The organism is Nocardioides sp. Z40_12 (genome assembly GCF_058215795.1).
Window position 1 is genome coordinate 192635 of the sequence record NZ_JBZAJA010000007.1, and the last position, 19086, is coordinate 211720.

A 19086-nucleotide genomic window follows, 5' to 3' on the forward strand; every position below is an offset into this window, starting at 1 on the left:
CCGGACCGTGGTCTCGGTTCGACACGACCCGTGAGCGGGGTCCGACTTCCAGCGACCCGAGGGGCCGGTGGCGATCTGCCCGGAGGAGCGAGGCGCAGAGGCGGTGCTGCTGACGAAAGACTCCGGGGCCGTGCTGGGATCATCCTAGCGCGCCGTCGGGTCATCGCGCAGCCGTGGTCAGGGCGCGTCCCGGGTGGGGCGACGGCGACGCGGTGTCCGGGACGTAGCATCCGGCGCATGACCAGCGAGTTCGACCACGCGATCGCCCTCTCCAGCAACCCGGAGGGGGGCTACGACGCCGTGCTCCAGGAGGGCTGGCACATCGGCGGTGGGATCAACGGAGGCATCCTGCTCTCCACCATGGCGGAGGCGATCCGGCGCGAGCTCCCCACCAAGCCCGACCCGCTCGTCGTCAGCGCCCACTACCTCGGTCCGTCGGTGGCCGGCCCCGCCCACGTCGCCACCCGGGTCGTGCGCGAGGGCGGCACGGTGGGCACCGCGGAGGCCACCCTGCTGCAGGACGACGCCCCGAAGATCGCCGTGCTGGCGACGTACGGCGACCTGTCGCGGCTCGAGGGTGAGGTACGCACCAGCGCGGAGCCCTTCGAGATCCCGCCGCAGGACCAGTGCTTCTCCGCCGACCTCAACCCGGTCGCGGCGCCGCCGCTGATGGGGCGCTTCGACATGCTCTTCGACCCCGCCAGCGTCGGCTGGGCCCTGGGGGAGCCGAGCGGCGAGGGCGAGATCCGCGCCTGGCTGCGGCTCAAGGACGGCCGGGAGCCCGACCCGCTGGTGCTGCTGACGATGCTCGACTCGCTGCCGCCGGTGGTCTTCGACCTCGGCTACCGGGGGTGGGCGCCCACGCTGGAGCTGACCGCCCACGTCCGGGCCCGTCCGGCGCCCGGCTGGCTGAAGGTGCGTGCCTGGACCACCAACGTGGCCGGCGGGCTCTTCGAGGAGGACTGCGAGATCTGGGACTCCACCGGACGGCTGGTGGCCCAGTCGCGCCAGCTCGCGATGACCCCCCGCGCGCGCTGAGACCCCCCCCGGTGCCCGAGCCCCCGCCGGAACGGGGCCGGGCAGGCTCCGAGCCTCAGTCGAAGCGGCTGCGGCGCATCGCGACCAGCCACCGTCTCCGGGGGTGCTCGGTGACCGACCACAACCGGTCGGTCGAGGGCCAGTAGGTCAGGTCCTCCGGGCCCATCGGCAGCGCCCACCGGTGCCGGCGCAGGTCGCCGGGGGTGCCGGTGTAGAGCGAGCCCGGGGTCAGCGGGCCGTGGGAGACGCTGACGTGGTGGCGCCCCCGCGCGACCACGACACCCTGCATCCCCGGCACCCCGCCGGCGTGCAGCGCCGGGCGCGAGATGCCCTCCTCGTCGGTCGCCGGCAGCCAGGTCGCGGGATCCAGCTCGAACCGGGCCAGTCGGGTGGTCTGCCGGCCCCGGCCGTACTCGCCGGCCAGCAGGGCGGGCGGGGAGGAGGCCCGGTCCAGGGAGAGGAAGGAGTAGCGCAGCCGCTCGTGCCCCTCCTGCGCGTGGGCCTGGTGGGCGAAGCGGACCGGGAGCAGGTGGTGGTGGCCGAAGGAGGCGACCCGGTCCCCGGAGATCCCGATCTCCTCGGGACGCTCGTTGTCCCCGGGCACCCGCATCAGGTCATCGACCCGGAAGGTGAGGAAGCCGCGTCCGGTCGCGGCCACGTGCAGGTAGGGCCCGGCCCAGACGACACCGCCGGCGTGGATGCGGACCCCCGACATGGTCAGCTCCCCGTCCTCGCCGAAGCGGGGGTCGACCAGCAGCACGTGGCGGTAGCGGAGGGTGTCGAGGTCGAGGAAGGTGAGCCGGGAGCCGCGCCGGATCCCGTGGGCGGCCTTGGCGTACCAGGAGGTGACCAGCAGTCGCCGCCCCGCGACGACCTCGTCGTCGCTCGCGTCGGCCGAGGTGGTGATGCCCTGGGGCCACCAGACCCGGTCGCGCTGGTCGTAGCCGTCGAACGCGATGGCCTGCTCGACCGCCCGGCCGAGCAGGCGGCCCGCCAGGGAGCGTCGGGCCTGGTACTTGAGGTCCCCGAGCAGCTCGTCGAGTCCCGCCCGCCCGCCGAGCCGGGCGGCGAGGGCGTCGATCTCGGCGACGCGCTCCTCCGTGCGCCGCAGGTGGACGCCACTGACAGCACGGTCGTCGGCTGGTCGCTCCATGAGGGCCACCGTAGTCTCGGGCGCGTGACCCAGACCCCAGCGAGCACCCAGCCCACACCCCGGCGCAGCACCCAGGTGCGGATGGCCGCGCGCCCGGTCGGCGAGCCCGACGACTCCGTCTTCGAGATGGTGGAGTCCGACCTGCCCGAGCTGGCCGAGGGCCAGGTGCTGCTGCGCACCGTCTACCTCTCCCTCGACCCGTACATGCGCGGCCGGATGAGCGCGGCGAAGTCCTACGCCGCGCCCTGGGAGGTGGGTGAGGTGATGCAGGGCGCCACCGTGTGCGAGGTGGTGGAGAGCCGCTCGCCGCGCCGCGCGGTCGGTGACCTGGTGCTGGCCTACACCGGCTGGCAGACCTACGCCGTCGCCGACGCCCGCCACATGCGCTCCCTCGACCCGGAGACCGCCCCGGTCTCGACCGCCGTCGGCGTGCTCGGCATGCCGGGCTTCACCGCCTACGCCGGGCTGCTCCAGATCGGGCGCCCGCAGCCCGGGGAGACGGTGGCGGTGGCCGCGGCCACCGGCCCGGTGGGCGCCGCGGTGGGCCAGATCGCGAAGGCCCGGGGGGCCCGCGCGGTGGGCATCGCCGGAGGACCGGAGAAGTGCCGGGCCCTGCTGGAGGAGTTCGGCTTCGACGCGGCCGTCGACCACCGCTCGCCCACCTTCCGCGAGGATCTCGAGGCGGCGACCCCCGACGGCATCGACGTCTACTTCGAGAACGTCGGCGGCCACGTCTTCGAGGCCGTCTCGCGCCGGCTCAACAAGTTCGCCCGGATCCCGGTCTGCGGGCTGGTGGCCAACTACAACGCCACCGCCGCTCCCCAGGGGCCCGACCAGCTCCCGGGGTTCATGGGCCGGGTGCTCAGCCTCAGCCTGACCGTGCGCGGCTTCATCCAGGACGAGTTCGTCGCCGACCACGAGGCCGACTTCCAGCGCGAGATGGCGGCGTGGCTGGCCGACGGCACGGTGCGCTACCGCGAGGACGTCACCCACGGCCTGGAGAACGCCCCCGAGGCGTTCCGCGGGATGCTCGCCGGCCGCAACTTCGGCAAGGTGCTCGTCCAGGTCGGCGACGACCCGACCCGGGACTGAGCAGTGGGGGCGTTGCGCAGGCAGGTGGTGGGTGCGGCCGTGGTGCGGGAGGGCCGGGTGCTGGCCGCCCGTCGCACCTCGCCGCCGGCCGCCGCCGGCCGCTGGGAGTTCCCCGGCGGCAAGGTCGAGCCCGGCGAAGGTCCGGATGAGGCGCTGGTCAGGGAGGTGGCCGAGGAGCTCGGCTGCCGGGTCGAGGTGGTCGGCTGGCTCACCGGCACGGTGCCGATCGGCGAGGCCCACGAGCTGCGCGTCGCCGTCGCGGGGCTGGGTGCCGGCGAGCCGGAGCCGGTGGCAGCCGAGCACGACGCGCTGCGGTGGCTGGGCCCCGACGAGCTCGGCGAGGTCGACTGGCTGGAGCCCGACCGCCCGTTCCTCGAGGAGCTGCGCGGCCACCTCGCGGCCGCCCCCGGAGGGTGGGGCGCATGAGTGCCCGTGCGGTCTTCTTCGACGAGGACGACGCCCGCGCCGCGGTGGCCCGCCTGCTCCGCGACGGGTGGCAGGCCGGTCTGGAGCGGGAGCGGCTCGCGGGGGAGGACGACGACGAGGGCCACCCGTGGGCGGTGCTCAGCGACGCGCCGGAGCCGGTGCTCGAGCTGCTAGTGGAGGAGTACGACGGGTGGCTCGACCTCCCGGAGGAGACCGGCCCGGCCGCACCGCCGCTGGAGCTGCCCACCGCGCCCAAGCGGGTGAAGCGAGCGGACCTGCTCGGGGAGGACCCCCCGGACTAGGCTCTGGGCCATGACCTCCCAGCCCGACCAGCGCCTCCTGCTCGTCCACGCCCACCCCGACGACGAGACGATCGGCAACGGCGCGACCATGGCCAAGTACGTCGCCGAGGGCCGGGGCGTCACCCTCGTCACCTGCACCGCGGGCGAGCAGGGCGAGATCCTCGTCCCCGAGCTCGAGCACCTCGCCGCCGACCGCGAGGACGGGCTCGGGGAGCACCGTCGGGGCGAGATGGCGGCCGCGATGCGCGAGCTCGGCGTCACCGACCACCGGTGGCTGGGCGGCTTCGGCACCTACCGCGACTCCGGGATGAAGTGGCACCCCGACGGCCACGCGATCCCGGCCGACGACATCCACGCCAACGCCTTCTGGCGCGCCGACCTCACCGAGGCGGCCAACCACCTGGTGGCGGTGATCCGCGAGGTCCGCCCGCAGGTGATGGTCACCTACGACGAGTTCGGCGGCTACGGTCACCCCGACCACATCCAGGCTCACCGGGTCGCCACCTACGGCGCCGCGCTGGCGGCCGTGCCCTCCTACCGGCGTGACCTCGGCGAGGCGCACGACATCGCCAAGATCTACTGGGGGGCGATGTCGGAGTCGCGGATGCGGGCCGGGCTCCGGTCGCTGCGCGAGGCGGGCGACGCCACGACGTTCGAGGGGATGGACCCCGACGGCCCGCTGCCGCACTTCGTCACCGCCGACGAGGACCTCTCGGCCGTGGTGGAGGCCAGCGACTACGTGGAGACCAAGATGGCGGCACTGGCCGCGCACGCCACCCAGGTCACCACCGACGGGCCGTTCTTCGCGCTCTCCAACAACCTCGGCGCCCCCGCCTGGGGTGACGAGTTCTACCGGATCGCCAAGGGGACCCCCGGCCCGCTCGGGCCCGACGGGCTCGAGACCGACCTCTTCGCCGGGCTGTGAGCCCCCTGCGGGCCGCCGCCGCGCTCGGCCTGCTGGTCGCCGGGGTCGGCTCCGGACTCGCCGCGGTGCTGGTCCACGGCCGCTGGTGGGGGATCGGGCTGGTGCTGGCCGCCCTGATCGCCACGATGACCGCCCTGCCGGCGGGCTGGTGGGCGCGCCTGGCCTTCGCGCTGGGCTGGGTAGCGGCCCTGGGGTGGGCCGTGGTGCCCCGCCCCGAGGGCGACTTCCTGGTCGCCTCCACGCTCCGCGGCTACCTGCTGATGGCCACCGGGCTGGCGGCGGCGGTGTGGGGCATCGCGACCCTGCCGCGCCGGTCCGGCCGCCCACGCGACCGCGCGGCTGGGGGAGAAGTGGGTTCCCCCTTCTAGACTCGCCGGGTGCCCACGACCAAAGCCGCGCCCGCAGACGCCGCCGACCAGCCCGCCGAGAAGGCTGGTGGCCGCGTCGTCGTCCTGGTCCTGCTCGGCCTGCTGCTCCTGGCAGGAGGCGCCTACGCCGTCGCCCACCAGGTGGCCGGCGACAAGGTCCCCCGCGGGACCACCGTCTCCGGCGTCGACATCGGTGGTCACCCCCAGTCGGAGGCCGCCGAGCGGCTCGAGCGCGGTCTCGCCGAGCGCGCCGAGGCGCCCCTGACCCTGGTCGTCGACGGTGACGAGCGCGAGGTCAGCCCCGCCGAGGCCGGGCTCTCTGTCGACTACGACGCCTCCGTCGCGGAGGCGGGCGGCGAGGAGTCCTGGTCCCCGGCCCGCCTGTGGGACTACTTCACCGGCGGCGACGAGCTCGAGGCCGTGGTCGAGGTCGACGAGCCGACGATGGAGCAGTTCCTGGCGGGCCTGCAGGAGGAGGTGGGCTCGCCGCCGGTCGAGGGCCGGGTGCGCCTGGTCGACGGCGAGGTCCGCACCCGGGAGCCGCGGATCGGTCAGGGGGTCGACCCCGACGCCGCCCGCGAGGCGCTGGTGGCGGCCTACCTCTCCGAGGACTCCCGCGCCGAGACCGAGTCCACCGACGTGGAGCCGGAGATCGACGAGGCCGACGTGCAGGAGGCGCTGACCTCGTTCGCCAACGCCGCCGTCTCCGAGCCGGTGACGCTCACCGTGGGCAGCGACGTCACCACGCTCACCCCGGCTCAGTACACGCCCGCGCTCTCGCTGGAGCCGGTCGACGGCGCGCTGAAGCCCACCCTGGACGAGGAGAAGCTGGCCGAGATCCTCGACGAGGCCCTCAACACCGCCGGCGGGCCGGTGGACGCCACCGTGGCCCTGGTCGACGGGCGCCCGCAGGTGGTCCCGGACAAGCCCGGCACCAGCTTCGACCAGGCCGAGGTCGACGCCGCCTTCCTGGACCTGGTCGCCGCGCCCCCGGGGGAGCGCGACCTCGAGGTGAGCGCCACCGTCGCCGAGGCGGAGTTCAAGACCGCCGACGCCGAGGCGCTCGGGATCAAGGAGAAGGTCTCCTCGTTCTCCACCTACTACCCGCACGCCGACTACCGCAACACCAACCTGCGCCGGGCCGCCGAGCTGATCGACGGCACCGTGCTCCGGCCGGGGGAGACCTTCTCCCTCAACGACACCGTCGGCGAGCGCACCCGGGCCAACGGGTTCACCGAGGGGTTCATCATCGCCGACGGCATCTTCAAGGAGGAGCTCGGCGGCGGGGTCTCCCAGATGGCCACCACCGTGTTCAACGCGATGTTCTTCGCCGGTCTCGAGGACGTCGAGCACAAGCCCCACTCCTTCTACATCGACCGCTACCCGGTCGGTCGGGAGGCGACCGTGGCGTGGGGTGCGATCGACCTGCGGTTCCGCAACGACACCGACTACGGCGTGCTGATCGACGCCAAGGTCACCCCGAGCAGCCCCGGCGGCCAGGGCACCGTCACGGTCAGCATGTGGTCGACCAAGGTCTGGGACATCACCTCCTCGACCAGTGACCGCTACGCCTTCACCCAGCCCGCGACCCGGACCCTGGACACCGCCGACTGCTACCCCAACTCCGGCTACGGAGGCTTCACGGTCGACGTGAAGCGCTTCTTCCGGCGCCCCGGCAGCTCCGAGGTGGTGAGGACCGAGACCTTCACCACCACCTACACCCCGTCCGACTCGGTCGTCTGCAAGCCCCCCAAGGGGGACTGAGCGCCGCCGCCCCCGCGTCTCGTACCCTCGGGTGGCGATGAGCCAGTCGACCTCGCCGCCCCGTCCAGGACCACCCCGCTGGTCCTACCGACCCGAGCTCGACGGCATGCGTGCCTTCGGCGCGCTGGTGATCATCTTCTTCCACGCCCAGGTCACCGGGTTCTCCGCCAGCTTCATCGTGCTGGACATGTTCTTCGTGCTGTCCGGCTTCGTGGTCACCCACGTGGTCCTCGGCGAGGTCGACGCCTCCGGGCGGCTGCGGCTGGGCGCCTACTACGCCCGCCGGGTGCGCAGGCTGCTGCCGGCGGCGCTGGCCACCATCGTGGCGACCAGCGCGGTCTTCCTGCTCATCGCCTCCCAGCCGGAGCGGTTCGCCCTGGTCCGCCAGGCCCAGTCGGCCCTGCTCTACCTGGCGAACTGGAAGTTCATCGCCGACGACGCCGACTACTTCGCCGGAGACATCCGGGAGTCGCCGTTCATGCACTTCTGGTCGCTCTCGGTCGAGGAGCAGTACTACATCTTCTTCCCGCTCCTGGTGATCGCCTGGTACAGGTGGGGCCGGCGCAGCCCGCGCCTGCTGCTGGCCGCCTGCGCCGCCCTGATGGTCGCCTCGGCGACCGCACAGGTGCTGCTCGCCCGGGTCGACCCGATGCGGGCCTACTTCGGCACCGACACCAGGCTCTTCCAGCTGCTGGCCGGGGTGGTGCTGGCGGTCGCGCTGCGCGAGTACGCCGCGTCCCGCGACGAGCAGGACCGCGTGAGCTGGCCGCGGGCCGGCCGGGCGCTGGTGGCCGCGGGCGCGCTCGGCTTCCTCGTCTTCGGCACCGAGCTGGTCTCCATGTCGGTCAGCAACCGCAACCTCCTCGCGACCGTCCTCTCGGCCGCGCTGATCGCCGGCGCCTACACCGCCCCGGCTGCCCCGGTGGCGCGCTTCCTGGCGCTGCCGACGATGGCCCACCTGGGCAAGATCTCCTACGGGATGTACCTGTGGCACTGGCCGATCATCGTGGTCCTGGAGCGGATCCTGGAGGCGCCCGGGATCGTGGTCGCCCTCCTCACCGTGCCGCTGACCATCGGCCTCGCCTCGGTCTCCCACCAGTTCCTGGAGTCGCCGATCAGGACCGGGCGCCGGCTCGACCGCCATCACTGGCCGGTGGTCGGCACCGGGCTCGCCCTCAGCGTGCTCGCCGCGGTCGTGGTCGTGCCGCCGGTGCTCGACAGCGGCCGCACCCCGGTGCTGGCGCTCGGGCAGCCGGCCACGGCGGCCGTGGTCTCCCCGCGTGCCCAGGACGGCGACCGGCTGGCCGAGCAGCTGGAGCGGCCCGTCCCGAAGGGGCTGGACTTCAAGAGGATCGGCAAGGACCGGGGTCCCGCGGTCACCCGCTGCCGGCCCGAGGACCCGTCGCAGTGCCTGGTCGTGGACGGCGAGGGCCCGCACGTGGTCCTGGTCGGGGACAGCCACGCCCGGATGCTGACCCCCGCCCTGACCGCCCTGGCCCGGGAGCAGGGCTTCCGGCTCTCGGCCAACGTGGTGCCCGCCTGCCCCTGGCCGCACGGGCTGGTCAGCACCAAGTCCCGGGGCAGCAACCGGGCGCGCTGCCTGGAGTCGCGCCAGGGGTTCTACACCCGCACCCTGCCCGCGATGGACGCCGACGTGGTGCTGCTCGTCAACGCCCCGCGCGGGGACGGCGTGGGGGAGGGGCTGGTCGACTACCGGGGACGCGAGGTCGCCCTGCCGGGCGCCTTCGGCGACGCGGTGGACGACACCGTCCGGCTCGTCGAGAAGGCGGGGGCGCGGGCGGTGATGGTCAAGGCGATCATGGGCACCCGGGGCTGGGGCACCGGCGGCCCCGACCCGCTGGACTGCCTGGCCAGGGCCCGGACCCAGGGCGAGTGCCTGGTGGTCTGGCCCGAGGACCGTCCGCTCTCCGACAGCTACTACCGGGTGGCAGCCGGGGCCAGCGCCGCGGCCGCCACGGTCGACCTCAACCCGGTGGTGTGCCCCGACCACCCCACCTGCCGCCCGGTCATCGACGGCCAGGTGGTGTGGCGCAACTCCGACCACGTGACCGCGACCTACCTCGAGCAGCACCGCGAGGAGATCTGGCAGGCGCTGCGCGGGACCGGCTTCCTCGACGGGTGAGCGCGGCCCGGGTCGGTCTCGGGTCAGCCTCGCCCGGCCGGGGCGGCCAGGTAGGTCATCTCGTGGTGCACCCGGAAGCCGAGCGACCCGTAGAGCGCCAGGGCCGCGGCGTTGTCGGTCTCGACGTGCAGCCAGGAGGTGGTGGCGCCCCGCTCGGCGCCCCACTCCAGGAGCTCGGCCAGGACTGCGGTGGCCGCGCCCCGGCGCCGGTGCGCGGGGTCGACGTGGAGCCGGTGCAGCCCGAGCCAGTCGCCGTCGCAGGCCGCCGCACCGCGGGCGACGCCGTCGCCCTCCGTCGCGGTGAGCCGGCCCTCGGACTCCTCGGAGACCACCTCGAAGGGCCCCGCGGCGGCCCGGGCGGCCCGCAGCGCCCGCGCCGTCGAGGCCAGCATCAGGCAGGACTCCCCACCGGGGACCGGCTCCCAGCCGGCGGCCAGCAGCGCCGCGTGCGGGGCGGACCCGGGTTCGGTGTGGGCCAGCGCCGGGCGGTCGCGCGCGGCATAGAACTCCCGCACGGCCTCGGCCGCGCGGGGCAGGGGCACCCCCGGGTCGCCGAGGGCGAGGCACGAGTTGGCCCGCTTGAGCGGGCGCCCGGCGGGGGAGGGGTCGCTGCGCAGCACCCACTCGCCCAGCGGCTCGACCTCCAGCCCGGCCCACAGCGAGGTGGTGTGCAGCTCTGCGTCGCGCACGCCCACCCGCAGGCGCACGGGGGGCCGGGGCGGCACCGGCTTGCCGGAGACGATGTGGGCGATCTCGATGGTCACCACGGTGCCGTCCTCCCGCTCCACCCGGCAGCGCCCGCCCTCCCAGGAGAGGCAGGTCCCCAGCACGTCGGTGAAGGCGGGGCCGCCCGTCGGACCGCTCTCGCCCGGCACCAGGCGCCGCACCACGACCCGCTGTCCGACGACGTGCGGCCCCAGCATGTGGGAGCCCGGGCGCGGGTCCGCAGAATCTGGTGAGCCCAACTGGTGGGGTTCCTGGGGCGAAGTCACCCGGGGATACTAGGCTGAGCGCAGTCCATCCGCTCCCGAGCCCAGGAGGCCCCGGTGACCTACGTCATCGCCCAGCCGTGTGTCGACGTCAAGGACCGCGCGTGCGTGGACGAGTGTCCCGTCGACTGCATCTACGAGGGCAAGCGGATGCTCTACATCCACCCCGACGAGTGCGTCGACTGCGGAGCCTGCGAGCCGGTCTGCCCGGTCGAGGCCATCTTCTACGAGGACGACACCCCGGAGGAGTGGAAGGACTACTACGACGCCAACGTCAACTTCTTCGACGACCTCGGCTCGCCCGGTGGCGCGGCCAAGATGGGCGTCATCGACAAGGACCACCCGATGATCGCCGCCCTCGGCCCCCAGAACCAGGACCACTGAGTCGGTGATCCCCGGGCCTCCGGTCTCGGGGCGGCTCCCGGACTTCCCCTGGGACCACCTGGCACCGTACGGCGCCGTCGCGCGCGCCCACGCCGACGGGATCGTGGACCTCTCGGTCGGCACCCCCGTCGACCCGACTCCGGCGCTGGCTCAGCGCGCCCTGGCCGAGGCAGCCGACGCTCCGGGCTACCCGCTGACCGTCGGCCTGGTCGAGACGCGTCAGGCCGTCGTCGACTGGATGGCCCGGCGGTTCGGGGTGACCGGTCTCGGCGTGGACGGCGTCCTGCCGGCGGTCGGCTCCAAGGAGCTGATCGGCGCCCTCCCGCTCCACCTCGGCGTGGGGCCGGGCGACCTGGTGGTCCAGCCCGCGCTCGCCTACCCGACGTACGAGGTCGGCGCGGCCCTGGTCGGCGCCGAGCTCCTGGCGACCGACAGCCTCACCGCGATCGGGCCGCGGACCCCGCGCCTGCTCTGGCTCAACAGCCCGTCCAACCCGACCGGCAAGGTCCTCCCGCCCGAGCACCTGCGCAAGGTCGTCGACTGGTGCCGTGACCGCGGGACCCTGCTGGTCTCCGACGAGTGCTACCTCGAGTGCGGCTGGGAGCCGGACCACCCGCCGGTCAGCGTGCTCCACCCGGACGTCTGCGGGGGGAGCCCCGAGGGGATCCTGACGGTCCACTCGCTCTCCAAGCGCTCCAACCTCGCGGGCTACCGGTGCGCATTCGTGGCCGGTGACCCGGCGGTGGTCGCCGAGCTCCTCGCCGTCCGCAAGAACTTCGGCCTGATGATGCCCGAGCCCCAGCAGCGGGTGATGGCGGCGGTGCTCGCCGACGACGTGCACGTGGCCGAGCAGCACGCCAGGTACGCCGTCCGGCGGGCCGCGCTGCGCGGGGCCCTGGAGGACGCCGGCTTCCGCATCGACCACAGCGAGGCGAGCCTGTACCTGTGGGCCACCCGCGACGAGGACTGCTGGGACTCCGTCTCCTGGTTCGCCGACCGCGGCATCCTGGTGGCCCCGGGCTCCTTCTACGGCGCCGCGGGCTCCCGCCACGTGAGGGTCGCCTTCACCGCCACCGACGAGCGGATCGCCGCCGCGGCCGCGCGCCTGCACTGAGCCCGCCCGCCCCGCGGGGGCGAGGCGCTCCCCGGGGCTCCTGGGCTCTCCTGGGCGCGCCCGGCTGGCCGGGCGGTGCTAGGCGAAGACGTCGACGTGCACGTGGTCGCGGTGCTCGAGGATCTCCGGGTCGCCCCGGGAGGAGCCGGGCACCCGGTAGTCGCGCCACCCCTGGTCGGAGCGCCGCGCCTGCCAGATCCGGTCGTCGAAGATGACCGTCTGCACCCGCAACCGGGCCGCGTGGGCGACCAGGTAGTGGGCGACCGCCCAGCCGCGGCGCCGGTTGTCGGCGGAGACCGGCCGGAAGAAGATGTCGACCGCCCGGCCCTCGTAGTGGGTGGAGCCGGCCATGTGCCCGGCACGGACCCCGCCCGGCGCGAAGCCGCCGAGCTGCTGGGGGCCGAAGGCCCCCGCCACCGCGAGCCGCACCCGTTCCGCGCGCTTGGTCAGGCCCGACCCGGTCAGGGCCGGCGAGGCGTCGGCGACGCCGTCGTCCACGGTGCAGCTCCAGGCCTCGGGGGAGTTCCCGGTCAGGGCCGAGGCCAGCACCCGGGCGTCGTCCTCGTGGTCGGCGTAGGCGTCGGGGTAGGCCGAGCGCTGCACGGTCTGCGCCGCGACGGTGACCTCCATCGAGCGGTAGTCGCCGATCTTCTCCAGGGCGTCGTAGAAGGCGTGGGTGGCGAAGACCGGGTCGAGCACCTGCTCACGGGTGCCCCAGCCCTGGGAGGGCCGCTGCTGGAAGAGCCCGAGGGAGTCGCGGTCGCCGTACTCGATGTTGAGGATCTTCGACTCCTGGTACGCCGTCGCGAGGGCGATCGTCGCCGCCCGGGCCGGCATCCCGCGCTGCACCGAGATCGCCGCGATCAGGGAGGCGTTCTCGGCCTGCTCGTGCGAGAGCCGCACGGTCAGCCCGTCGACCTCCGCCACGCACTCGTCGCGGGCCAGCAGCGGGCCGACCCCGCGGTCGAAGACGACGCCGATGCCCACGAAGAGGGAGAGCGCCACGACGGCGGCCAGGACCCACCGCCAGACCCGGGCGCCGCTGCGGCGCGAGAGTGCGGGTGCTCGGTGCGGCACGCGCTCAGTCGTTGGCGTGGAGCGCGTCGTTGAGGGCGATGCCCTGGCCCTTCCACGGCACGGCCTCGATCGCCCCGGAGACCGAGTTGCGCCGGAAGAGCACGTTGCTCGCGCCCGAGAGCTCGGCCGCCTTCACGACCCGGGTCTCCTCGCCCTCGCCCTCGCGCACGGTCACCTTGGTGCCGGCGGTGACGTAGCAGCCGGCCTCGACCACGCAGTCGTCGCCCAGCGAGATGCCGATGCCCGCGTTGGCGCCCAGCAGGCACCGCTCGCCGACCGAGACGACCTCGGTGCCGCCGCCGGAGAGGGTGCCCATGATCGAGGCGCCGCCGCCGATGTCGGAGCCGTCGCCGACCACCACGCCCGCCGAGATCCGGCCCTCGACCATCGAGGTGCCCAGGGTGCCGGCGTTGAAGTTGACGAAGCCCTCGTGCATCACCGTGGTGCCGCTGGCCAGGTGGGCGCCCAGGCGCACCCGGTCGGCGTCGGCGATCCGCACGCCGCTGGGCACCACGTAGTCGACCATCCGGGGGAACTTGTCGACGCCGAAGACGGTGACGTGCTGGCCCGCGGCGCGCAGCCGCGCCCGGACGGTCTCGAAGCCCTCGACGCGGCACGGGCCGGCGGAGGTCCACACCACGTTGGCGAGCAGCCCGAAGATGCCGTCCATCGAGATGCTGCGGGGGGTGACCAGGCGGGCGGAGAGCAGGTGGAGCCGCAGCCAGGCGTCCTGGGCGGTGCTGGGTGCGGCGGAGAGGTCGGCGATCTCGACCAGCTCGACCCGGCGCGAGACGCGGCGCAGCTCGTCGTGGCCCTCCAGACCGGCGAGCTCCTCGGGAGCACCCTGACGGTCGGCCGAGCCCAGCGCGGGCCGGGGGAACCAGACGTCGAGGACGGCGTCGGAGGAGTCGCGCGAGACGAGGCCGTAGCCCCAGGCGGCGGTGTCGGAGGTCGCAGGCGAGGTCACCCGCAGAACTCTACGGGGGCGCTCGATACCCTCGGGCACGTGTCTCCCGCCTTGTCCTACGCAGTCGCCGGCTTCCTCGGCCTGGTCGCCGTCCTCGCCCTCCTCGCGCTGCGCCTCCCCGGCCTCGACCCGATCGTGCGGCGCTTCATGGTCGCCGCCCACGGAGCCACGGCCGTGGTGGTGCTGCTCGACGTGATCACCCTGCTGCGCGGTCACGAGGTGGACTCCCCGGTGACCCACATCGGCTACGCGGTGGCGGCGGTGGGCCTGCCGGTGATCCTGCTGAACCGGCGGCCGCTCGTCGACGACGCACAGGGGGAGGCGGAGGAGGAGACCGGCGAGGAGCCGGCGGAGCCCGACCTGCCGCACCTCGGCGTGGTGGCGGTGACGGCCATCGCCATGGTGGTCCTGGTGGTCCGCCTCCAGCTGACGTGGTGAGGCCCGCGGCCACGCCGGTCCCGGCGCGCCGCCGGGCGGTGGGCCAGGTGCTGATCGCGGCCTACGCCGTCTTCGCGGTGGCGGCCGGGGCACGCTCGTTCGCCCAGATCGTCACCAAGCTGGAGGAGGCGCCGGTCGCCTACCTGCTCTCCGCGGTCGCCGCGGTGGTCTACCTCGTCGCCACGCTGGCCTTCCGGCGTCCCGGGCGTCGGGCCTTCCGGGTCGCGCTCGCCGCCTGCCTCTTCGAGCTGGTCGGCGTGCTCGGCGTCGGGCTGTGGACCGTCCTGGACCCTGACCTCTTCGCCGATGCGACCGTCTGGTCGCACTTCGGCCAGGGCTACGGCTTCGTCCCGCTGGTCCTGCCCTTCGTCGGGCTGGCCTGGCTCAGGCACGTGGAGCCGGAGACCCGCCCCGGGCGCTGACGGGGCGGAGCCTCCACCCGCTCGCCCGCTGTCCGCAAGGTCGCCGTCGAAGGAGTGGGGCGACGGGTCGGCTTCCGCATCCGCAACGGGCGCGTCGTCGGATGGACCGGCACCATGCAGACCCGGTGCGGCGGCTACGGGAGCATCCCGCCGTACACCCAGAACACCTACGACTTCCCGAAGAAGGTGAAGGTCCCGCGCAACGGCATCGTGGACGCCTCCGCCTCGGGCCAGGCCGCCGGGAGCAAGTGGAGTGTCTCCCTCCGGCTACTGCCCCTTGCGGCCGTCGATCGCCTCGCGCAGCAGGTCGGCGTGCCCGACGTGGCGGGCGTACTCCTCCAGGAGGTGGACGACGACGTCGCGCACCTCGATCGGCATGCCCTGCACCAGGACGTGGGAGTCGAGGTCGAGCTCGACGAAGAGCTTGCGGGAGTGGGTGAGCTCGCGGAACCAGGCCTCCCAGGCCTCGATCACCAGGTCGTCGTCGGCCACGGCGCCGTCGAAGTCGTTGTCCGGCACCTCGTCGGTGTCGTAGAGCCGGGGCAGCGCCCAGTCGCCCTCCAGCACCCGCCGGTTCCAGTGGTGCTCGACCTTCGCCAGGTGGCGCACCAGCCCGAGCAGGGAGAGCGTCGACGGCGGCACGGAGCGGCGGGCGAGCTGCTCGGCGTCCAGACCGTCGCACTTGAGGTCGAGGGTGGTCCGGTAGCGGTCCAGGTACTCCAGCAGGATCGCCTTCTCGCCCACCGCGGGCACGTCGGCGACGCGGGGGTCGTACTCGGGATCGACCCACATGTCGGGTGCCTTGCGCTCGGTCATGGGGGACATTCCATCAGAATCCCCGGCGGAGCGTCGCCGGACACCCGGGTAGCGGGGTTCGGGGCCCCCACGTAGCATGTGACCACAGGCGTCCGAGCCGTCATCAGCGGCGAGCCTTCCGGAAGAAAAGGCCTTCCACGCCGGGAAGCGCCCCACTAGAACCGGACGGGTGGGCCCGACACAGCCCGCAACGAAGTGGTCGCCCCTGCCCGGTCCCTCGGACCGGCATCGGGCGGCAAGCGAGGTGGTACCGCGGCTCTCGTCGTCCTGCGACGGTGGTCGTCCTCGTGGCCAGCAGCATCCGCCACGCACGACGACCCGCAGGAGCAGCACCGATGACCTATCCGAAGGTCTCCCACCTCAGCACCAGCGAAGCCGCGACCGGTGGCGCCCCCGCCGTGCCGAGCAACCCCGACTTCCCGGCGATCGAGGAAGCGGTGCTGGCGCACTGGGCCGCCGACGACACCTTCCGCGCCTCGGTGGCGCAGCGCGACCCGGGCGCCGACGGCGGCAACGAGTTCGTCTTCTACGACGGGCCCCCCTTCGCCAACGGCCTGCCGCACTACGGCCACCTGCTCACCGGCTACGTCAAGGACATCGTCCCGCGCTACCAGACGATGCGCGGCAAGCGGGTCGAGCGCCGCTTCGGGTGGGACACCCACGGGCTCCCCGCCGAGCTGGAGGCGATGCGCCAGCTGGGTCTGAAGACCACCGACGAGATCCACGAGATGGGCGTGGAGAAGTTCAACGACGCCGCCCGTGCCTCGGTGCTCCGCTACACCGACGAGTGGCGCGACTACGTCACCCGCCAGGCCCGCTGGGTCGACTTCGACCACGACTACAAGACGCTCAACCCCGACTACATGGAGTCGGTGATCTGGGCGTTCAAGCAGCTCCACGACAAGGGGCTGGTCTACGAGGGCTTCCGGGTGCTGCCCTACTGCTGGAACGACGAGACGCCGCTGTCCAACCACGAGCTGCGGATGGACGACGACGTCTACCAGAACCGCCAGGACCCGGCGGTCACCGTCGGCTACCGGCTGGAGCGCGACCCGTCGCTGGCCGCCGACGCCGAGGACCCGCTCGAGGGCGTGCTGGCCCTGGTCTGGACCACCACGCCGTGGACGCTGCCCTCGAACCTCGCGGTGATGGTGGGGGAGGACATCGACTACGTCGTGGTCCAGGGCCCCGTCCCCGGCACCGACCGCACCGCCCGCTACCTGCTCGCGGAGCCACGGCTCGCGGCCTACAAGCGCGAGCTCTTCCCGGACGCCGAGGAGCCGGTCGTCCTGGCCCGCTACCGCGGCGCCGACCTGGTGGGACGCACCTACACCCCGCCGTTCTCCTACTACCTGGGCCACGAGAACGCCTTCCGCCTGGTGCCGGCCGAGTTCGTCACCACCACCGACGGCACCGGCCTGGTGCACACCGCCGGCGCCTTCGGTGAGGACGACAAGGTGGTCACCGACCGCGAGGGGATCGAGGCGGTGATGCCGGTCGGCAAGGACGGGCGGTTCACCTTCCCGGTCACCGACTACGAGGGGCTGCAGGTCTTCGACGCCAACCTGCAGATCATCGACCACCTCAAGGCCGCGACGCGGGAGGAGGCCGCCGGCTCGGTGACGCCCGGCACCGTGCTGCTGCGCCGCGAGTCCTACGACCACTCCTACCCGCACTGCTGGCGCTGCCGGGAGCCGCTCATCTACAAGGGCGTCTCCTCCTGGTTCGTGGAGGTGACGGCCTTCAAGGACCGGATGGTCGAGCTCAACCAGCAGATCCGCTGGGTGCCCGAGCACATCAAGGACGGGCAGTTCGGCAAGTGGCTGGAGAACGCCCGCGACTGGTCGATCACCCGCAACCGGTTCTGGGGCAGCCCGGTGCCGGTGTGGAAGAGCGACGACCCGGCGTACCCCCGCATCGACGTCTACGGCTCCTTCGAGGAGATCGAGCGCGACTTCGGCCGGCTGCCGCGGGGCGCCGACGGCGAGCCCAACCTGCACCGCCCCTTCGTCGACGACCTGGTGCGGCCCAACCCCGACGACCCGCGCACGCCGGAGGAGGGCCAGTCGATGATGCGGCGGGTCACCGACGTGCTCGACGTCTGGTTCGACTCCGGCTCGATGTCGTTCGCCCAGAACCACTACCCGTTCGAGAACGCCGAGTGGTTCGACGGGACGGCGCAGAAGAAGGGCCACTTCCCGGGCGACTTCATCGTGGAGTACATCGGCCAGACCCGCGGCTGGTTCTACACGCTGCACGTGCTGGCCACCGCGATCTTCGACAAGCCGGCCTTCTCCTCCTGCATCAGCCACGGCATCGTGCTGGGCTCCGACGGCAACAAGATGAGCAAGTCGCTGCGCAACTACCCCGACGTCCGCGAGGTCTTCGACCGCGACGGCGCCGACGCGATGCGCTGGTTCCTGATGGCCAGCCCGATCCTGCGCGGCGGCAACCTGGTGGTCACCGAGCAGGGCATCCGCGACGGGGTCCGCCAGGTGATGATCCCGCTGTGGAACAGCTGGTACTTCTTCCAGCTCTACGCCAACGCGGCGCGCCCCGGCGGGTACGACGCCGCCTGGTCGACCGCGTCGACCGACCCGCTGGACCGCTACCTGCTGGCCAAGACCCGGCAGTACGTGGCCGCGATGACCGAGCAGCTCGACGACTACGCGATCGCCGACGCCTGCGAGACCACCCGCGGCTTCCTCGACGTGCTCACCAACTGGTACATCCGCCGCTCCCGCGAGCGCTTCTGGGCCTCGGGCGGGGCGCTGGACGAGTCCGGCCGGGCGGCCTTCGACACCCTGTACACGGTGCTGGAGGTGCTCTGCCGGGTCACCGCGCCCCTGCTCCCGCTGACCACCGAGGAGATCTGGCGCGGCCTGACCGGCGGCCGCTCGGTGCACCTGACCGACTGGCCGGACGTGGAGGAGCTGCCCGCCGACGACGCGCTGGTCGCCGCCATGGACACCGTGCGCGAGGTCTGCTCGGCGGGCTCGGCGCTGCGCAAGGCCGCAGGCCTGCGCAACCGGCTGCCGCTGGCAGGGCTCACCGTGGTGGTCCCCGACGCCCGGGCCGTGGCCGGCTTCGAGTCGATCGTGGCCGACGAGCTCAACCTCAAGTCGGTCACCGTGCTGAGCGCCGACGACGCCGAGGCGGCGGCCCACGCGGTGGAGCAGCGCCTGACCGTCCACGCCCGCGCGGCCGGTCCCCGGCTGGGCAAGGACGTGCAGCGCGCGATCAAGGGCTCGAAGTCGGGCGACTGGTCGGTGGCCGAGGACGGCACCGTGACCGCCGGCGGCCTCGTCCTGGTCGAGGGGGAGTACACCCTGGAGACCGTGGCCGGGGACGCTGGAGGGGGCACGGCGACCGGGGTGCTGCCCGGTGGTGGCTTCCTCGTGCTCGACACGACCCTGACGCCCGAGCTGGAGGCCGAGGGCCTGGCCCGGGACCTGGTGCGGTCGGTGCAGCAGGCCCGGCGCGACGCCGGCCTGGAGGTCTCGGACCGGATCGCGCTCACCGTCTCGGGTCCCCAGGCGGTGCTCGACGCGGCGCGCACCCACCAGGAGCTGCTCGCCGGCGAGACCCTGGCCACCTCTGTCGACTATGCGGGGACCGCCGAGGAGGTCTCGGTGCAGGTGCGGGTGGCCGACGCCTGAGGCACACCG

The 19086-nt window shown here is 73.5% G+C and carries 18 protein-coding genes; 13 read left to right on the top strand and 5 right to left on the bottom strand.

The genetic code is table 11. The features are described 5' to 3' along the window. The first annotated feature begins 237 nt into the window (after positions 1-237). Complete coding sequence (locus tag AC4BG9_RS14490) at positions 238-1038, top strand: thioesterase family protein (protein WP_490571817.1); 801 nt, start codon at positions 238-240, stop codon at positions 1036-1038. A 55-nt stretch (positions 1039-1093) separates the two neighbouring features. Here the strand turns inward: AC4BG9_RS14490 and AC4BG9_RS14495 are convergent, their stop codons facing one another. After that, a complete protein-coding gene (locus tag AC4BG9_RS14495) occupies positions 1094-2191 on the bottom strand; it encodes a hypothetical protein (RefSeq protein ID WP_490571818.1) in 1098 nt (365 codons plus the stop codon). A gap of 24 nt (positions 2192-2215) precedes the next feature. On the opposite strand from AC4BG9_RS14495, the gene AC4BG9_RS14500 reads away from it, so the two are divergent. The 7 genes from AC4BG9_RS14500 to AC4BG9_RS14530 are packed head-to-tail and all read left to right on the top strand — an operon-like array spanning position 2216 to position 9211. Next, a complete protein-coding gene (locus AC4BG9_RS14500; RefSeq protein WP_490571819.1) occupies positions 2216-3283 on the top strand; it encodes an NADP-dependent oxidoreductase in 1068 nt (355 codons plus the stop codon). Between the two features lie 3 nt (positions 3284-3286). Beyond that, the gene (locus AC4BG9_RS14505; RefSeq protein WP_490571820.1) at positions 3287-3709 is read left to right on the top strand and encodes a (deoxy)nucleoside triphosphate pyrophosphohydrolase; all 423 of its coding nucleotides are present in this window, start codon (positions 3287-3289) and stop codon (positions 3707-3709) included. Next, positions 3706-4011, top strand: coding sequence for a hypothetical protein (locus AC4BG9_RS14510; protein WP_490571821.1), 306 nt, complete (start codon positions 3706-3708; stop codon positions 4009-4011). Before AC4BG9_RS14505 ends, AC4BG9_RS14510 begins: the two co-directional genes overlap by 4 nt. A 10-nt stretch (positions 4012-4021) precedes the next feature. Continuing rightward, positions 4022-4936 (top strand): N-acetyl-1-D-myo-inositol-2-amino-2-deoxy-alpha-D-glucopyranoside deacetylase, encoded by a 915-nt coding sequence (gene mshB, locus AC4BG9_RS14515; RefSeq protein WP_490571822.1) that lies wholly within the window; start codon positions 4022-4024, stop codon positions 4934-4936. Continuing rightward, on the top strand, positions 4933-5304 hold the full coding sequence (locus AC4BG9_RS14520; RefSeq protein ID WP_490571823.1) for a DUF6113 family protein: 372 nt from the start codon (positions 4933-4935) through the stop codon (positions 5302-5304). Before mshB ends, AC4BG9_RS14520 begins: the two co-directional genes overlap by 4 nt. 9 nt (positions 5305-5313) lie before the next feature. Beyond that, positions 5314-7068, top strand: coding sequence for a VanW family protein (locus tag AC4BG9_RS14525; RefSeq protein ID WP_490571824.1), 1755 nt, complete (start codon positions 5314-5316; stop codon positions 7066-7068). A gap of 37 nt (positions 7069-7105) precedes the next feature. Further along, entirely contained in the window at positions 7106-9211 is a 2106-nt protein-coding gene (locus tag AC4BG9_RS14530) for an acyltransferase family protein (protein WP_490571825.1), read from the top strand. A 23-nt stretch (positions 9212-9234) separates the two neighbouring features. Here AC4BG9_RS14530 and AC4BG9_RS14535 read toward each other — a convergent pair whose 3' ends face one another. Next, entirely contained in the window at positions 9235-10134 is a 900-nt protein-coding gene (locus AC4BG9_RS14535; protein WP_490571826.1) for a GNAT family N-acetyltransferase, read from the bottom strand. Positions 10135-10257: 123 nt separating this feature from the next. Between AC4BG9_RS14535 and fdxA the strand changes: the two genes are divergently transcribed. Together fdxA and dapC are read left to right on the top strand one after the other, a co-directional pair. Beyond that, entirely contained in the window at positions 10258-10584 is a 327-nt protein-coding gene (gene fdxA, locus AC4BG9_RS14540) for a ferredoxin (RefSeq protein ID WP_490571827.1), read from the top strand. 4 nt (positions 10585-10588) lie between these two features. Beyond that, positions 10589-11698 carry a succinyldiaminopimelate transaminase gene (dapC, locus tag AC4BG9_RS14545; RefSeq protein WP_490571828.1) on the top strand — a complete coding sequence of 370 codons (1110 nt, stop codon included), beginning with the start codon at positions 10589-10591 and terminating at the stop codon, positions 11696-11698. 78 nt (positions 11699-11776) lie between these two features. Here the strand turns inward: dapC and AC4BG9_RS14550 are convergent, their stop codons facing one another. Both AC4BG9_RS14550 and dapD read right to left on the bottom strand, forming a co-directional pair. Further along, a complete protein-coding gene (locus AC4BG9_RS14550) occupies positions 11777-12775 on the bottom strand; it encodes a VldE C-terminal domain-containing protein (RefSeq protein ID WP_490571829.1) in 999 nt (332 codons plus the stop codon). 4 nt (positions 12776-12779) lie between these two features. After that, the gene (dapD, locus tag AC4BG9_RS14555; RefSeq protein ID WP_490571830.1) at positions 12780-13742 is read right to left on the bottom strand and encodes a 2,3,4,5-tetrahydropyridine-2,6-dicarboxylate N-succinyltransferase; all 963 of its coding nucleotides are present in this window, start codon (positions 13740-13742) and stop codon (positions 12780-12782) included. 39 nt (positions 13743-13781) lie between these two features. Here dapD and AC4BG9_RS14560 point away from each other — a divergent pair, with 39 nt between their 5' ends. Then, the gene (locus AC4BG9_RS14560) at positions 13782-14180 is read left to right on the top strand and encodes a hypothetical protein (RefSeq protein WP_490571831.1); all 399 of its coding nucleotides are present in this window, start codon (positions 13782-13784) and stop codon (positions 14178-14180) included. Next, on the top strand, positions 14177-14602 hold the full coding sequence (locus tag AC4BG9_RS14565) for a hypothetical protein (protein WP_490571832.1): 426 nt from the start codon (positions 14177-14179) through the stop codon (positions 14600-14602). The genes AC4BG9_RS14560 and AC4BG9_RS14565 overlap by 4 nt, the downstream gene beginning before the upstream one ends. Positions 14603-14869: 267 nt before the next feature. Here the strand turns inward: AC4BG9_RS14565 and AC4BG9_RS14570 are convergent, their stop codons facing one another. Continuing rightward, positions 14870-15418 (bottom strand): DinB family protein, encoded by a 549-nt coding sequence (locus AC4BG9_RS14570; RefSeq protein ID WP_490571833.1) that lies wholly within the window; start codon positions 15416-15418, stop codon positions 14870-14872. A 335-nt stretch (positions 15419-15753) separates the two neighbouring features. On the opposite strand from AC4BG9_RS14570, the gene ileS reads away from it, so the two are divergent. Further along, on the top strand, positions 15754-19077 hold the full coding sequence (gene ileS / locus AC4BG9_RS14575; protein ID WP_490571834.1) for an isoleucine--tRNA ligase: 3324 nt from the start codon (positions 15754-15756) through the stop codon (positions 19075-19077). The last annotated feature ends 9 nt before the right edge of the window (positions 19078-19086 follow it).

Coding starts and splice junctions, on each gene's coding strand:
- AC4BG9_RS14530 (WP_490571825.1), top strand. CDS start 7,106: ATGAGCCAGTCGACCTCGCCGCCCCGTCCAGGACCACCCCGCTGGTCC.
- AC4BG9_RS14510 (WP_490571821.1), top strand. CDS start 3,706: ATGAGTGCCCGTGCGGTCTTCTTCGACGAGGACGACGCCCGCGCCGCG.
- mshB (WP_490571822.1), top strand. CDS start 4,022: ATGACCTCCCAGCCCGACCAGCGCCTCCTGCTCGTCCACGCCCACCCC.
- ileS (WP_490571834.1), top strand. CDS start 15,754: ATGACCTATCCGAAGGTCTCCCACCTCAGCACCAGCGAAGCCGCGACC.
- AC4BG9_RS14535 (WP_490571826.1), bottom strand. CDS start 10,134: ATGCTGGGGCCGCACGTCGTCGGACAGCGGGTCGTGGTGCGGCGCCTG.
- AC4BG9_RS14570 (WP_490571833.1), bottom strand. CDS start 15,418: ATGACCGAGCGCAAGGCACCCGACATGTGGGTCGATCCCGAGTACGAC.
- AC4BG9_RS14490 (WP_490571817.1), top strand. CDS start 238: ATGACCAGCGAGTTCGACCACGCGATCGCCCTCTCCAGCAACCCGGAG.
- AC4BG9_RS14495 (WP_490571818.1), bottom strand. CDS start 2,191: ATGGAGCGACCAGCCGACGACCGTGCTGTCAGTGGCGTCCACCTGCGG.